Raw genomic sequence first — 13,928 nt, 5'->3', positions numbered from 1 at the left:
GCGGCTGACTCCCTACAGGAGCAGCATCAAAGAACGCATCCGCTCCACCAACTGCTCCGAACGCCACCACTCTGCGGTCCGGACCGTCTACTCCCTCGAGGCGGACTCACCGCCCACGCTTCAGCCCTTCACGCAGATGACCTGCTTCAGCTTCGCAACGACCTCGACCAGGTCGCGCTGCTGCTGCATGACCTGCTCGATGGGCTTGTACGCACCGGGAATCTCGTCCACGACGCCGGAGTCCTTGCGGCACTCCACCCCCTGAGTCTGCTCCACCAGGTCACGTGTCGAGAACCGCTTCTTGGCCGCGTTGCGGCTCATTCGACGGCCCGCCCCGTGCGAGGCAGAGTTGAACGCCTTCTCGTTGCCGAGGCCTTTCACGATGTACGTGGCCGTGCCCATGGAGCCAGGAATGATCCCCAGCTCGCCACTGCCCGCCCGAATCGCCCCCTTGCGGGTGACCAGCAGGTCCATACCCTCGTACCGCTCCTCCGCCACGTAGTTGTGGTGGCAGCTGACTTCCTGGCCGAATGCCACGCTCGCCTTCTTGAACTCCTTGCGCACCACGCTCTTCAAGAGCGCCATCATCGTCGCGCGGTTGCGCTTCGCGTACTCCTGCGCCCAGAAGAGGTCGTTACGGTAGGCCGCCATCTGCGGGGTGTCCGCGAGGAAGACAGCCAGGTCGCGGTCGACCAGACCCTGGTTGTGCGACAGCTGCTGCGCCTGGCCGATGTGGAAGTCGGCGAGTTCCTTGCCGATGGCCCGCGACCCGGAGTGGAGTGTCAGCCATACGGCGCCGACTTCGTCCAGGGAGACCTCGATGTGATGATTTCCCCCGCCGAGCGTTCCCATCTGCTTCGTCGCACGTTCCTGACGGAACTTGACGGCATCGGCCACCCCGTCGAACCGCCCCCAGAAGTCGTCCCAGCCGGTCGACGCCAGACCGTGCAGCCGGCCCGGGTCCACCGGGTCGTCGTGCATCCCACGGCCCACCGGAATGGCCTGCTCGATCTTCGACCGGAGCGGGGAGAGGTCGCCGGGCAGGTCGTTGGCGGTCAGCGAGGTCTTCACCGCGGACATGCCGCAGCCGATGTCCACGCCCACCGCCGCCGGGCAGACCGCACCGTGCATCGCGATCACCGAGCCGACGGTGGCGCCCTTGCCGAAGTGGACGTCCGGCATCACGGCCAGGCCCTTGATCCACGGCAGGGTGGCGACGTTGCGCAGCTGCTGCATCGCGACGTCCTCGACCGAAGCCGGGTCGGCCCACATGCGGATGGGGACCTGCGCACCCGGCACCTCTACATACGACATAACTCCTCGATTCCCCCGAAAAGACTGAAAGCGCAAAACCGGTGCCAAGGTCGGCAAATGAGTCGGTCGACCGGCAATCACGGCGGCGCGTGCGATACACATTGTGTCCACCGGCCGCCATCGAGCGGCAACCGCTTTTCGCGCGAAGGGAGCCCAGGACCGTGCGACGAATGGCGTACGTACCCGGCGCTGTGCTGATCGCAGCACTCGTCGCCGGCTGCAGTGCCGGCACCGAAGGCGACGCATCGGCCACCGACAGCAAGCCCGGCACCCTGACCGTCTCCGCCGCACCCCCGGGCAAGTACCGCACCCTTCCCGAGGCCTGCCGCGCCATCCCCCTCGCCACCCTGAGGGACCTCCTGCCCGGCGCCGCGCAACTGCCCGAGGCCCAGCAGGACAAGGTGTACGAGGGCGCGCCCGCCGGCACCTTCGACACGGACCGCCGCGTCGGCTGCCGCTGGAAGTCCGACGCCCCGGACGCCTCCCGCAGCATCGCCATCGACTTCGAGCGCGTCGTCTCGTACGACCCGTCCGTGAGCGACGAGGACCGCGCCCGCGAGGTGTACGCGAAGAAGGAGGAGGACGCGGACCTCCCCTCGGCCTCCCTCCCGCCCGACGGCACGCAGAAGGAGACGGCGTCGCCCGACGGCTCCCCGACGGCGGGCGAGGACTCCGGGGGCAGGAGTGACGGCGCAAGCGACGGAAAGACGGATGCGAAGCCGGTCGCCGGGAGCACCACCGGTGACGCGGCGGACGACGCCACGGGTGACACCGCGGACGGCGGCACCGCCGGCACTCCCGCCGAGAACCTCCAGCCCCGCGTGCTCGACCAGCTCGGAGACAGTGCGTTTCTGGACGATCTGCTCACCCGGGCAGGTTCCACCGCACAGCACCGCACGGTGAGCGTGGTATTCCGCACATCGAACGTCATCGTCACCATCGAGTACACCGCGCAGCCGGCCCTCTCCACCGAGGTCCCCGACAGCAAGGAACTGCAGGAGAAGGCCCAGGCACTGGGCGAGAAGCTGGTCGACGGCTTCAGCGAGTAACCCCGTCCCCGGCCGCCGGGGCGGGCCGCGGGCCTCCCCGCCGGCCTCCCGGCCGAGGCGGCATCCGCCGCCCGTCCGTCGTACCGTGGCTGCTCCGGAACCACCCGTCGGCCGAGCAGCGCCGCGGGCCACCGACCGACCACCGGATGTGTCCGCAGCCGGCGGCCACAGCCCACCGACCACGCCCACCGACCGTCTGGCAGCCCGACCGCCGCGCCACCCGAGTGAAGGAACCATGCACCGATCAGCCCCGCGACTCACCCGCATACTCGCCTGCGCCGCCGTCCCGGTGATGCTCGTCGTCGCCGGCTGCTCGTCGGACTCCGACGGCAAGCAGGACGACACCTCCTCCTCCTCGTCCGCCGCACCGGACGCGAAGAAGACGGAAGCGGCCGTCGCACCGGCGAAGTTCGCCGAGCTGCCCGACCCGTGCAAGTCGATCACCGCGAAGACGGTCAAGTCCCTGGTCCCCTCGGCCAAGAACAAGAGCGGCACCCGCGGCAGGTCCAGTGACACCGCCGCCCGCGGCGGCTGCTCGTGGAACGGCCTCGACGACAACGGCGTCAAGGGCTCCCAGTACCGCTGGCTCGACGTCGGCTTCACCCGCTTCGCGTCCGACCAGGCCCTGGGCAGCGGCGCCGACCGCGCCGCCACGGACTACACGAAGCAGGTCGCCAAGGCGCAGGCGGCCGAGGGCGCGAAGAAGCTCGCGACCGCCCCCGTCAGCTCCCTCGGCGACCAGGCCACCCGGATCACGTACGACCTCACCAAAACGGGTGAGGACTTCAAGTACGCCACGGTCGTCGCCCGTACGGGGAACGTCGTCGTCACCATCAACTACAACGGCGCGGGTTACGCGGGAGCCAAGACCCCGTCCGGCGCCGACATCCTCAAGGGCGCCGAGAAGGCCGCCAAGGAGGCGGTCGCCTCGGTCGCCGCCGCCAACGAAGCCGCGCAGCCGAGCGGCTCGCCGAAGCCCTCCCCGTCCACGAAGACCAAGACCAAGGCCAAGGCCTCCGCCTCCGCCACGAAAAAGGGCTGACCGCCCCGGCCCCTGACCCTGCCCCGCCATCAGGACGGGCGGCCCCGGCAGCGGCGCACGACGGCCGGCGGCCCCCAACACGCCCGCGCGCAAGCGGTCTTACGAAGCCCGGTCCTCACCCGAGAACCGGGCTTCGCCCCTCCCCGCGCAATGCACCGGGCGGGCATGTGCCAGGCTGTGCCCGCCGGAACTCGAAGTCGTCCCGCCGGAACGGACGTCGGAGACACAGAATTGGGGAGGGTCGCGGGTGGCCGCGATGCAGCTGACACGCACGCACCGGATACTCATCGGGCTCGTGGTCGCCGGTGCGGTGCTCATCGCAGCGATCGGTTTCGCGGGCTCGTACGCGGCGGTGCGCGAGCTCGCCCTGCAGAAGGGCTTCGGCGACTTCTCGCTGGTCTTCCCGATCGGCATCGACGCCGGGATCTGCGTCCTGCTGGCGCTGGACCTCCTGCTGACCTGGCTGCGCATCCCGTTCCCGTTGCTGCGTCAGACGGCGTGGCTGCTGACCGCGGCGACGATCGCGTTCAACGGTGCCGCCGCCTGGCCGGACCCGCTCGGCGTCGGCATGCACGCGGTCATCCCGGTGCTGTTCGTCGTCTCCGTCGAGGCCGCCCGCCACGCGGTGGGCCGGATCGCCGACATCACGGCCGACAAGCACATGGAGGGCGTCCGCCTCACCCGCTGGCTGCTCTCGCCCGTGCCCACGTTCCGGCTGTGGCGGCGCATGAAGCTGTGGGAGCTGCGGTCGTACGAGCAGGTCATCAAGCTCGAACAGGACCGGCTGATCTACCAGGCCCGCCTCCAGGCCCGCTTCGGCCGCAACTGGCGCCGCAAGGCCCCCGTCGAGTCCCTGATGCCGCTCCGCCTCGCCAAGTACGGCGTCCCGCTCGCCGAGACCGGCCCCGCCGGACTCGCCGCCGCCGGCATCGAACCCGCCCTGCTGCCCCCGGCCCAGGCCTCCGCCCCGGCCGCCGCCGTCGCCATGGACGCGGCCCCGCAGCCCGAGCTCGCTTACGCCCCCCAGCAGCAGGAGCAGTACGCGAAGACGGTCCCCGGTGAATGGGCCGAGGAGGAGCAGGCCGCGGAGGGCCCCGGCACGCACGAGAGCCCGTGGTTCGCGGCGCAGGCTCCGGACGGGGCGTACGAGGGTTCGTACAACCCGACGTACGTCGAGGGGCTGGAGCCCACCCCGGTCAAGATCCCGTCCGGTCCCGGTGGCCGCACCCGGCCGCTGGGCAACGTCGGCACGATCGGCGCCGTGCCCGCCCCCCGCACCGAGCAGGTGCCCTCCGCCCCCGGAGGCGACGAGGCGCAGGCCGGGCAGGTTCAGGTCCAGGCCCCGGTGCAGGAGCACTTCCCGGTGCAGGAGCAGCAGCCGGTGCCCGTGGTCGAGGCCGCCGACGAGTGGGCCGAGGAGTGGGCGCAGGAGGACGCGGAGTTCAGCGAGATCGCCTACGAGGTCTTCGCCGCGTTCGTGACGCAGCACAGCACGTACCCCAGCATCGAGGTCCTCGACATACACCTGTCGGACGGCCACAACGTGCGGCACCCGCGCAGCATGGCCCTGCTCCGCCAGCTGATCCAGGGCTTCAAGAACCGCTACCACGCCGAACTGGAGGCCGACCACATCGCGTGAGCCCCCGAGCCGTCGCACGACGTGCACGGCAGGGCCCCACGGCACGGCGAAGGGCCGCCACCCGCTTCACCGGGTGGCGGCCCTTCGCCGTACGTCCACGCGCACGAGGCGCGTCACCTCTTTACGCGCCGAGCAGCGTGCGCACCCGGTCCGCCCCCACCGCGAGCAGCAGCGTGGGCAGGCGCGGTCCCGTGTCGCGGCTGACGAGCAGCCGGTAGAGCAGCGCGAAGAACGACCGCTGGGCCGTCTTCAGCTCGGGCGTCGGCTTGGCGTCGGCCTCCAGACCGGCCAGCATCTTCGGCACGCCGTAGACGAGCGTGGTCAGCCCGTCCAGCGACCAGTGCGAGTCCAGCCCTTCCAGGAGCAGCCGCAGCGACTCGCGCCCCTGCTCGTCCAGCGAGCCGAGCAGTTCCTTGTCCGGTTCGTCGCGAACGACGGTGCGGGCCTCGGCCGGGACCTGGGTGGTGATCCAGTTCTCGGCCCGGTCGAGCCGCGGCCTGGCCTCGTCCAGCGAGGTCAGCGGGTCCTGGGGGTCCAGCTCGCCGAGGATGCGCAGCGTCTGGTCCTCGGCCCCGGCCGTGATGTCCGCGACCGAAGCGAGCGTCCGGTACGGCAGCGGGTGCGGCGTGCTCGGCAGCTCACCGGCGGCCGTCCCGATCGCCCGGGCGTACGCGGCGGCGTCGGCCGGCAGCACGGAGCCGTCGGCGACCTTGCGGCCCAGCGAGTCCCACTCGTCGTAGAGCCGCTGGATCTCCTGGTCGAAGGCGATCTTGAAGGACTGGTTGGGCCGGCGACGGGCGTACAGCCAGCGCAGCAGCGGCGCCTCCATGATCTTCAGCGCGTCGGCCGGGGTCGGCACACCGCCCTTGGAGGAGGACATCTTGGCCATGCCGGAGATGCCGACGAAGGCGTACATCGGTCCGATCGGCTGCACGCCGTCGAAGATCTCGCGGACGATCTGACCGCCGACGACGAACGACGACCCGGGCGAGGAGTGGTCCACCCCGCTCGGCTCGAAGATCACGCCCTCGTACGCCCAGCGCATCGGCCAGTCGACCTTCCAGACGAGCTTGCCGCGGTTGAACTCCTTCAGCCGGACCGTTTCGGCGAAGCCGCAGGCCGTGCAGGTGTAGTTCAGCTCGGTGCTCTCGTCGTCGTACGACGTGACCGTGGTGAGGTCCTTCTCGCAGTTGCCGCAGTAGGGCTTGTACGGGAAGTAACCGGCCGAGCCGCCACTGCCGTCGTCCTCGCTCGCCGCACCGGATCCCGCCTCGGCCTCCAGCTCGGCCTCGTCGACCTTCTTCTGCTGCGGCTTCTTGCCGCCCTTGGCGCCTGCCGCCGGGTCCTTCTTGGTCCGGTAGCGGTCCAGGACGGCGTCGATGTCCGCGCGGTGGCGCATCGCGTGCAGGATCTGCTCGCGGTACGTCCCCGCGAGGTACTGCTCGGTCTGGCTGATCCCGTCGTACTCGACACCCAGCTCGTCCAGGGACGCCGTCATGGCGGTCTTGAAGTGCTCGGCCCAGTTCGCGTACGCGGAGCCGGCCGGGGCGGGCACCGAGGTCAGCGGCTTGCCGATGTGCTCGGCCCAGGACGCGTCGACACCCGCCACGCCGTTGGGCACCTTGCGGAAGCGGTCGTAGTCGTCCCACGAGATCAGGTGCCGGACGGTGTACCCGCGACGGCGGATCTCGTCGGCGACCAGGTGGGGGGTCATGACCTCACGGAGGTTGCCCAGGTGGATCGGGCCGGACGGGGAGAGGCCGGACGCGACGACGACCGGTTTGCCAGGCGCACGACGCTCCGATTCGGCGATGACCTCGTCCGCGAAGCGGGAGACCCAGTCGGTCTCGGTGCTGCTCTGACTCTGAGCCACGGTCGGCACGTCCTTCTCTCTTGTAGGACTCGTAGGGGCACTCGCCATTCTCCCAGGTACCGCCCACAGCGCGAAAACGGCTTTACGGAGCCGCCCGGCCGAGCGTGTCAAGCACAACGCGTAAAGCGCTTTACACACCGTGGGATACTCGGGGTCTTCCCTTGTACCCCTACGGAAACGGCAGCCAGCTCATGGCCTCGGTCAATTCCCTCGCTTCCACGCTCCAGCAGCAGCTGGCGGACGCCCTGACGGCAGCGCTGCCGGATGCCGGTACCGCGGACCCGCTGCTGCGCCGAAGCGACCGGGCCGACTTCCAGGCCAACGGCATCCTGGCGCTCGCCAAGAAGCTCAAGGGCAACCCGCGCGAGCTGGCCGCCCAGGTCACCGGCGCCCTTCCGGATACGGATCTGATCAAGGACATCGAGGTCTCCGGACCCGGCTTCCTGAACATCACGCTCTCGGACAGGGCGATCATCGAGACGCTGGCAGCCCGTGCCGCGGACGGCGACCGGCTCGGCGTGCCGTACAACAGCGCCGCCGGCACGACCGTCATCGACTACGCCCAGCCGAACGTGGCCAAGGAGATGCACGTCGGTCACCTGCGGTCCGCCGTGATCGGCGACGCGATGGTGCAGATCCTGGAGTTCACCGGCGAGTCCGTCGTCCGGCGGCACCACATCGGGGACTGGGGCACCCAGTTCGGCATGCTCATCCAGTACCTGATCGAGCACCCGGGCGAGCTGAGCCACGAGGGCGGCCAGGCCGACGGCGAGGCCGCCATGTCGTCGCTGAACCGGCTCTACAAGGCCTCCCGGGTCCTGTTCGACTCGGACGAGGAGTTCAAGGCCCGCTCGCGGGACCGGGTGGTCGCGCTCCAGGCCGGTGAGCCCGAGACGCTCGCCATGTGGCAGCGGTTCGTCGACGAGTCGAAGATCTACTTCTACTCGGTCTTCGACAAGCTCGACATGCAGATCAGCGACCCCGACATCGTCGGCGAGTCCGGCTACAACGACATGCTGGAGGAGACCTGCCGGATCCTGGAGGAGACGGGCGTCGCCGTCCGCTCCGAGGGTGCGCTGTGCGTCTTCTTCGACGACGTGAAGGGCCCGGACGGCAACCCGACCCCGCTGATCGTCAAGAAGACCAACGGCGGCTACGGCTACGCGGCGACCGACCTCTCCGCGATCCGCGACCGGGTGCAGAACCTCAAGGCGGACACCCTGCTGTACGTCGTGGACGCGCGGCAGTCCCTGCACTTCAAGATGGTCTTCGAGACGGCCCGGCGGGCCGGCTGGCTCAACGAGGACGTCAAGGCGCACCAGCTCGCCTTCGGCACCGTGCTCGGCAAGGACGGCAAGCCGTTCAAGACCCGTGAGGGTGTCACCATCCGTCTTCAGGACCTGCTGGACGAGGCGGTCGAGCGCGCGACGGCCGTGGTCCGGGAGAAGGCCGAGAAGGTGGGCCTGTCCGAGCAGGAGATCGTCGAGAACGGCCGGTACGTGGGCATCGGCGCCGTGAAGTACGCGGACCTGTCGACCTCCGCCGTGCGGGACTACAAGTTCGACCTGGACCAGATGGTGTCGTTGCACGGCGACACGTCCGTCTACCTCCAGTACGCGTACGCGCGGATCCGGTCGATCCTGCGCAAGGCCGGTGACGCGAAGCCGGTCGCGCACCCGGAGCTGGAGCTGGCCCCGGCCGAGCGGGCGCTCGGCCTGCACCTGGACCAGTTCGGCGAAGTGCTGTCCGAGGTGGCCGCGGGCTACGAGCCGCACAAGCTGGCCGCGTACCTCTACCAGCTCGCCTCGCACCTCACCACGTTCTACGACCAGTGCCAGGTCCTGAGCGACGAGAATCCGGCCGAGGTCGTCGAGAACCGGCTCTTCCTCGTTGAGCTCACCTCCCGCACCCTGCACCGGGGCATGGCACTGCTCGGTATCAGGACGCCCGAGCGGCTCTGAGCGCTACGCCCGACCGCGTCACCGAGACGGGGGCGGGGCCGGCGCGCACTCGACCTGGACTGCACCCTCCGCCGTGACGGCCCCCGGGGCGGGCCGCTTCCGGCGAACCGCACCCACCGAGCCCTCCGCCCGCTGCCTGGGGCCACGTGTGCGCATGGGTTTCGGATACACGGGATTTGCACGGGTACACGAACCAGGACCAGCCGACACGACTGCACCACGGGGTGAATGCAGATGACCGAGCAGTGCGTCACACCGATTTCCTCCACGCGGGAGGTCTCGATGGAAATCTCCGGGGAATCCCCCGAACACTCCTCGAAGACCGCGCCCCCGCCCCTGCGGGCGTCGGACGCCCGCGCGGCGGCCGCCGCCTTCGTCGCGAAACTGAATCCCGCACCGCCCGCCCGCGCGGTCCAGGACCTGTTGCTGCTCTCCTCGGAACTGGTGACGAACGCGATCCGGTACGCCGGAGCCGTCACCGCCCTCGCCTTCGGCGCCGACCAGCACACGCTGCACGTCCGGGTCACGGACCCCAGCCCCACGCCTCCGCAGTGCCGCACCCCGGACCTGACCGGCAGGGCGGGCGGCTTCGGCTGGCCGATGGTCCTGCGTCTGGCCCGCGACGTCACCGTCGACCGGCACGGCAGTCGGGGAAAGACCGTCCTCGCCACCTTGGCACGCTGACCGGTTCACGGACGGCGATCGTCACAGGAAGCGGCGGATCGGCAGTACCGAAGCCTCCCGGACCCGCTGCGCCACCGAACGCCGCCTCCACCGGCGGCCATCGATCAGCTCGCTCGCCCGCATGTCCTGCTCGAAGTGGCCGTCCAGGGTCGCGGTGAACTCCGGGTCCATCACGGCGAGCATCACTTCCTCGTCGTGGTCCAGCGAGCGGCGGTTGAAGTTGGTGGACCCGATCAGCGCGGCGACCCGGTCGACGGTGATGGCCTTGGTGTGCATCATCGTCGGCTGGTACTGGAAGATCCTGACGCCACAGGCGGTCAGGTCCTCGTAGTAACGCTGTCCGGCGAGCTGGCAGACCCGCTTGTCCGTATGCGGTCCGGGCAGAAGGATCTCCACCACGACCCCGCGGCGCGCGGCCGCGCAGAGCAGCTCGATGAAGTACGCGTCGGGCGCGAAGTAGGCCGTGGTGAGCCGTATCCGCTCCTCGGCCGATTCCAGCACGACCCGGAGCAGTGTCTGCATGTCCTGCCAGCCGACGCTCGCCGACCCCCGCACGACCTGGACGACCGCGTCCCCGCACGGCTCCAGCTCGACGAACCTGTCATGTGCGTCGAAGAGCTCCTCGTGGCACTCGGCCCAGTTCTGGGCGAACGCCGCCGCGAGTCCGTCCACGGCCGGACCGCACACCTGCACATGAGTGTCGCGCCACTCCTTCTCGTTGCGCGCGTCCCCGCACCACTCCTCGGCGATCCCGACGCCGCCGGTGAACGCCGTCGCCTCGTCGACGACGAGCACCTTGCGGTGGCAGCGGTGATTCTGCTTCAGCGGCGAGAGGCGGACCGGCTTGCGGAACCAGGCCACCGAAACACCGGCCTCGTCCATCGCCGCGAGCTGGTCCTTCTCGATCAGCCTGCTGCCGAACCCGTCCAGCAGGAGCCGCACCCGCACCCCCGCGCGGGCACGCTCGGCGAGCGCGTCGGCGAACTCCTGGGCTATGTCGCCGCGCCAGTAGACGAACGTCATCATGTCCACGGTGTGCTCCGCACGGCGGATGGCGTCCAGCATCGCGGCGAAGATCTCGTCGCCGTTGCGGAGCGGGACCAGATGGTTCCCCTCGGTCGCGGCAACGCCTATCAGCCGCTCCAGCCGGCGGCGCAGCCGCAGGGTGCGTTCCGCGAAGAGCGCGGCATCCGACCCCTCCGGGACGGCAGACGCGCCCTCCGGTCTGTCGTACGTGGTGCTGATCATGCGTCTCCTCGACGGTCGTCGGTGGGCGGCTCCTGCGGAAGCGGGGCCAGGGGGTCGTTCCGACGGCCTCACCGCACGCGCGCCGGCACGGTGACCGGTCAGGGACCGCCCTCGCCACCATGGCACGCCACCCGGTCCGGACCGCCCTCGGAAACCGGCCACCGGCTCCTGCCCGGAAAACGCGGAGGTACTCGGGCGGTCAGCGCCGCCTCCCGCGGGAACGGCGCCGAGGGTACGCGATCACTCCGGCCGGCCGAGCGCCCATCCGGACACGTCGGACAGCCGCCCGCGCCACAACGGGAGCCGCAGCGGCGCCATACCGCCGAAGAGGAGGGTGGCGTCCCTCAGGTGAATCCACCGCGGCAACTGCTGCGCGCCCTCGGCGGCGCCGAGCTCCTTGATGCCCTGGTCCACCGTCTCGGGGAACTCGGCGATGAGATTGGCGCCCTCGCCCTCGACCTGCCGCAGGCTCCTGGACCAGTCCGCCTTCCAGGCCTCGTGCCCGATCACGTCACCGTGCAGCACCCCGGCGGGGACGGCCAGGGTGAGCGGCAGCCCTGAGCGCATCTCCCTGTCGAGCAACTGGACGAGCAGCTGCAGCTGGAGATCGGGTACCGGCTCGGTGATCACCGCGGTCGAGTCCGGTGCACGGTCTGCGGACTCGTTCATGAGCTGTTCCCTTCGCCGCGGCGGTGCGCCGGAAGCAGATCCGGACGGACCGCAGTTATCTGGTCCCGCTCACCTTCCCCGCGATGACGGCCGCACGCCTCCGGCACCCGCCGGACGCACACCTCGCCGCCTGACACCTCATCGGGCGGGCACCGAGCAGCGCCATCATTGGACTTGACCAATTTCCGGATGTATGAAAATCATGATCGCAGTCGTCACAGAACCTTCATAACTGCCCCGCAGGAGAACCACGCCTCATGCGTATACCCACCACTGCCGCCCTCCTCGCAGCACTCGGCGGCTCCCTGGCGCTCGGGATCACCGTCGCTCCGGTTGCCCAGGCCGCCCCCGCACCGGCCGGCTGCACGACCGACGCCTTCGCAATCGCCGGCAAGTACGGCGAGTTCGTCCTCGGGGACGACGTCCACTCCCCCGACGCTGAGGGCGCCGTGGCCGTCGGCGGCAACGCCGACTTCCGGGGCGGTTTCAGCGTCGCCAACGAGCTGTCGGCCGCCGAGGTCGACGCCCTGCCCGGCCGGGCGTCGCTCGTCGTCCGCGGCGACCTGCTCAACGGCGGCTCCGCCACCGTCGTCATGAAGGGGAACGCGGTCGTCGGCGGCAAGGTCACGGACCGCGCCGTCGAACTGCACCACGGCGCCTTCAGCCAGAAGGCCGACCTCATCGACTTCGACGCGGAGTTCGCCAAGCTCGGGTCCTACTCCGCCGCGCTGGCCGAGGAGCCCACCACCTCCGGCGCCCAGGTGCGGCTCGACGGCAACCGGCTGACGCTCCAGGGCGGGGACAGCGGCCGCAACGTCTTCTCGGTGCCGGCGGACCAACTGGAGAAGGCCAAGGAGGTGTTCATCAAGGTTCCGGCCGGGGCGACGACGATCGTCAACGTCAGCGGACAGGACTACGACATGGCGGCTGCGGGCACTACGGGCTTCTTCCTGTCGGGCGGTCAGGACTTCGTCCTGGACGACAAGTCGCAGAGCGCGTCCGAGGGCACGGTGCGGGCCGAGCTGCTGTGGAACTTCCCCGACGCCACCAAGGTCACCAAGAACAGCCAGGCCGCCTGGCCCGGCAGCGTGCTCGCCCCCAAGGCGCACCTGGAACTGGGGACGGCGGCACCGGTCAACGGATCGGTGTGGGTGGCGTCCCTGCACGGTTCGGGCGGGGCCGAGACGCACCACTTCCCCTTCACCGGCTGCCTCCCCGAAGCCCCCGGCGGACAGACCCCGTCGCCCGGCACGACCCCGGGCAGCACCCCGGGAACGACGCCGCCGGCGACGAGCACCCCGTCGGTCCCGGCGACCACGCCGTCCGGGAGCTCCACCCCGTCCGGCAGCCCGTCCGGGTCCGCGACGCCGACCGCTGCGGCCCCGTCCGGCAGCTCCACACCGGGCGCGCCCGGGGGCGACAGCGGCGACCTGGCCTCGACCGGCTCCAGCGGCACGATCCCGATCGTCATCGGCGGCGCGCTGGTACTCGCCGCGGGCGCCGGCCTGGTCGTGGCAGCCCGCCGCCGCAAGCAGGCCTGACACACCTGGCGCTGAGGAGTGAGGGATGAGGGGTGGTGCGGGGAGCCCGCACCACCCCTCACGACTGTCAGCGGGGGCACTTAGAGTCACCACTATGGCGACCCTTCCGAATCCTCTCCGCTCCCCGGCCGACGCGGGGCTCCAACTCCCGCCCGGCACCTACGTGGACACCACGATCGACGAGACGTGGCACGAACCACTTCTCTGGTACGCGGACGAGCCCGCGTCCCCCGGCACATGGGCCGCCCTGCGCGCGACGGGGCGGCCGGTCGGGCTGCTGCCCGTCCTGATCGACGGCGGGATGCGCACCCAGTGGCCCGAGGCCTGGGACCTCGGCCCGGCCCGGACGTCCTACCCCGGTGATCACGACGCCGAGGACGTGCTGAGCGAGGCGTGGGAGGCGTACGCCGCCGATGAGCTGGACCTCGACGGATCCGAAGCGGACTGGCCGGGCCTGGCCCCCGTACCGGCCGAGTCGGGACCGGACGCCCCGGACACCCTGGCAGCGGAGATCGCGGACCGGTTGACCGCGCCGGACGGCCCGATGGCCGGGGTACGGGCGGCGCTCGTGCCGGCGCGCCGCAGCGCGGACATACCGGCAGCCATCGGCTGGTCGGGACCGCTCAACCACGAGAACGACGTGGCCAGGCTCTGCGCGGTGCTGCGTTCCTGGGAGGACCGCTTCGGAGCCCGCATCGTGGTGCTCGGCTTCGACACGATGGTCGTCTCGGTGAGCCGCCCCCCGACCACCATCGCCGAGTCCGAGGCCCTGGCCGCCGAGCACTTCGCGTTCTGCCCGGACAACATCCAGCAGTCCACGCTCAACACCTTGGAGGCGTATGCGGAGAAGGCGCTGCTGAACCAGGAGACGTGGGCGTTCTGGTGGGACTGACCTGCCTCGATCGGCC

General features: G+C 70.5%; 11 protein-coding genes. 7 read left to right on the top strand and 4 right to left on the bottom strand.

Going from position 1 to position 13,928, the window contains the following annotated elements:
• Positions 1–120: 120 nt before the first annotated feature.
• Positions 121–1,314, bottom strand: coding sequence for an RtcB family protein (locus OG538_RS20900; protein ID WP_406095759.1), 1,194 nt, complete (start codon positions 1,312–1,314; stop codon positions 121–123).
• Between the two features lie 170 nt (positions 1,315–1,484).
• Here OG538_RS20900 and OG538_RS20895 point away from each other — a divergent pair, with 170 nt between their 5' ends.
• From OG538_RS20895 to OG538_RS20885, 3 genes are all read left to right on the top strand, one after another.
• The gene (locus OG538_RS20895; RefSeq protein ID WP_406095757.1) at positions 1,485–2,363 is read left to right on the top strand and encodes a DUF3558 domain-containing protein; all 879 of its coding nucleotides are present in this window, start codon (positions 1,485–1,487) and stop codon (positions 2,361–2,363) included.
• Between the two features lie 235 nt (positions 2,364–2,598).
• Positions 2,599–3,405 (top strand): DUF3558 family protein, encoded by an 807-nt coding sequence (locus tag OG538_RS20890; RefSeq protein WP_406095755.1) that lies wholly within the window; start codon positions 2,599–2,601, stop codon positions 3,403–3,405.
• Positions 3,406–3,652: 247 nt separating this feature from the next.
• Positions 3,653–5,044: a DUF2637 domain-containing protein gene (locus tag OG538_RS20885; protein ID WP_406095753.1), complete on the top strand. Its 1,392-nt coding sequence runs from the start codon at positions 3,653–3,655 to the stop codon at positions 5,042–5,044.
• 121 nt (positions 5,045–5,165) lie between these two features.
• Here the strand turns inward: OG538_RS20885 and lysS are convergent, their stop codons facing one another.
• Positions 5,166–6,926 carry a lysine--tRNA ligase gene (gene lysS, locus OG538_RS20880; protein ID WP_406095751.1) on the bottom strand — a complete coding sequence of 587 codons (1,761 nt, stop codon included), beginning with the start codon at positions 6,924–6,926 and terminating at the stop codon, positions 5,166–5,168.
• Positions 6,927–7,108: 182 nt separating this feature from the next.
• Between lysS and argS the strand changes: the two genes are divergently transcribed.
• Both argS and OG538_RS20870 read left to right on the top strand, forming a co-directional pair.
• A complete protein-coding gene (argS, locus tag OG538_RS20875) occupies positions 7,109–8,878 on the top strand; it encodes an arginine--tRNA ligase (RefSeq protein WP_406100231.1) in 1,770 nt (589 codons plus the stop codon).
• Between the two features lie 282 nt (positions 8,879–9,160).
• Entirely contained in the window at positions 9,161–9,562 is a 402-nt protein-coding gene (locus OG538_RS20870; RefSeq protein WP_406095749.1) for an ATP-binding protein, read from the top strand.
• A 21-nt stretch (positions 9,563–9,583) separates the two neighbouring features.
• On the opposite strand, the gene OG538_RS20865 is transcribed toward OG538_RS20870, so the two are convergent.
• A complete protein-coding gene (locus OG538_RS20865) occupies positions 9,584–10,810 on the bottom strand; it encodes a phospholipase D-like domain-containing protein (protein ID WP_406095747.1) in 1,227 nt (408 codons plus the stop codon).
• Positions 10,811–11,050: 240 nt separating this feature from the next.
• The gene (locus OG538_RS20860; RefSeq protein ID WP_406095745.1) at positions 11,051–11,479 is read right to left on the bottom strand and encodes a hypothetical protein; all 429 of its coding nucleotides are present in this window, start codon (positions 11,477–11,479) and stop codon (positions 11,051–11,053) included.
• A 257-nt stretch (positions 11,480–11,736) separates the two neighbouring features.
• Here OG538_RS20860 and OG538_RS20855 point away from each other — a divergent pair, with 257 nt between their 5' ends.
• Together OG538_RS20855 and OG538_RS20850 are read left to right on the top strand one after the other, a co-directional pair.
• Entirely contained in the window at positions 11,737–13,020 is a 1,284-nt protein-coding gene (locus OG538_RS20855; protein ID WP_406095743.1) for a choice-of-anchor A family protein, read from the top strand.
• A gap of 94 nt (positions 13,021–13,114) precedes the next feature.
• On the top strand, positions 13,115–13,912 hold the full coding sequence (locus tag OG538_RS20850; RefSeq protein WP_406095741.1) for a DUF4253 domain-containing protein: 798 nt from the start codon (positions 13,115–13,117) through the stop codon (positions 13,910–13,912).
• The last annotated feature ends 16 nt before the right edge of the window (positions 13,913–13,928 follow it).

This window comes from Streptomyces sp. NBC_01013 (assembly GCF_045162765.1).
Classification (GTDB): domain Bacteria; phylum Actinomycetota; class Actinomycetes; order Streptomycetales; family Streptomycetaceae; genus Streptomyces.
Note: the sequence above shows the minus strand (reverse complement) of the source record. Positions and strands in the feature narration are given on the sequence as shown.

Excerpts from the sequence above, each read along its gene's own strand:
- OG538_RS20870 (WP_406095749.1), top strand. The coding sequence starts at position 9,161 with ATGGAAATCTCCGGGGAATCCCCCGAACACTCCTCGAAGACCGCGCCC.
- OG538_RS20890 (WP_406095755.1), top strand. The coding sequence starts at position 2,599 with ATGCACCGATCAGCCCCGCGACTCACCCGCATACTCGCCTGCGCCGCC.
- OG538_RS20860 (WP_406095745.1), bottom strand. The coding sequence starts at position 11,479 with ATGAACGAGTCCGCAGACCGTGCACCGGACTCGACCGCGGTGATCACC.
- OG538_RS20850 (WP_406095741.1), top strand. The coding sequence starts at position 13,115 with ATGGCGACCCTTCCGAATCCTCTCCGCTCCCCGGCCGACGCGGGGCTC.
- argS (WP_406100231.1), top strand. The coding sequence starts at position 7,109 with ATGGCCTCGGTCAATTCCCTCGCTTCCACGCTCCAGCAGCAGCTGGCG.
- OG538_RS20895 (WP_406095757.1), top strand. The coding sequence starts at position 1,485 with ATGGCGTACGTACCCGGCGCTGTGCTGATCGCAGCACTCGTCGCCGGC.
- OG538_RS20900 (WP_406095759.1), bottom strand. The coding sequence starts at position 1,314 with ATGTCGTATGTAGAGGTGCCGGGTGCGCAGGTCCCCATCCGCATGTGG.
- OG538_RS20855 (WP_406095743.1), top strand. The coding sequence starts at position 11,737 with ATGCGTATACCCACCACTGCCGCCCTCCTCGCAGCACTCGGCGGCTCC.
- OG538_RS20865 (WP_406095747.1), bottom strand. The coding sequence starts at position 10,810 with ATGATCAGCACCACGTACGACAGACCGGAGGGCGCGTCTGCCGTCCCG.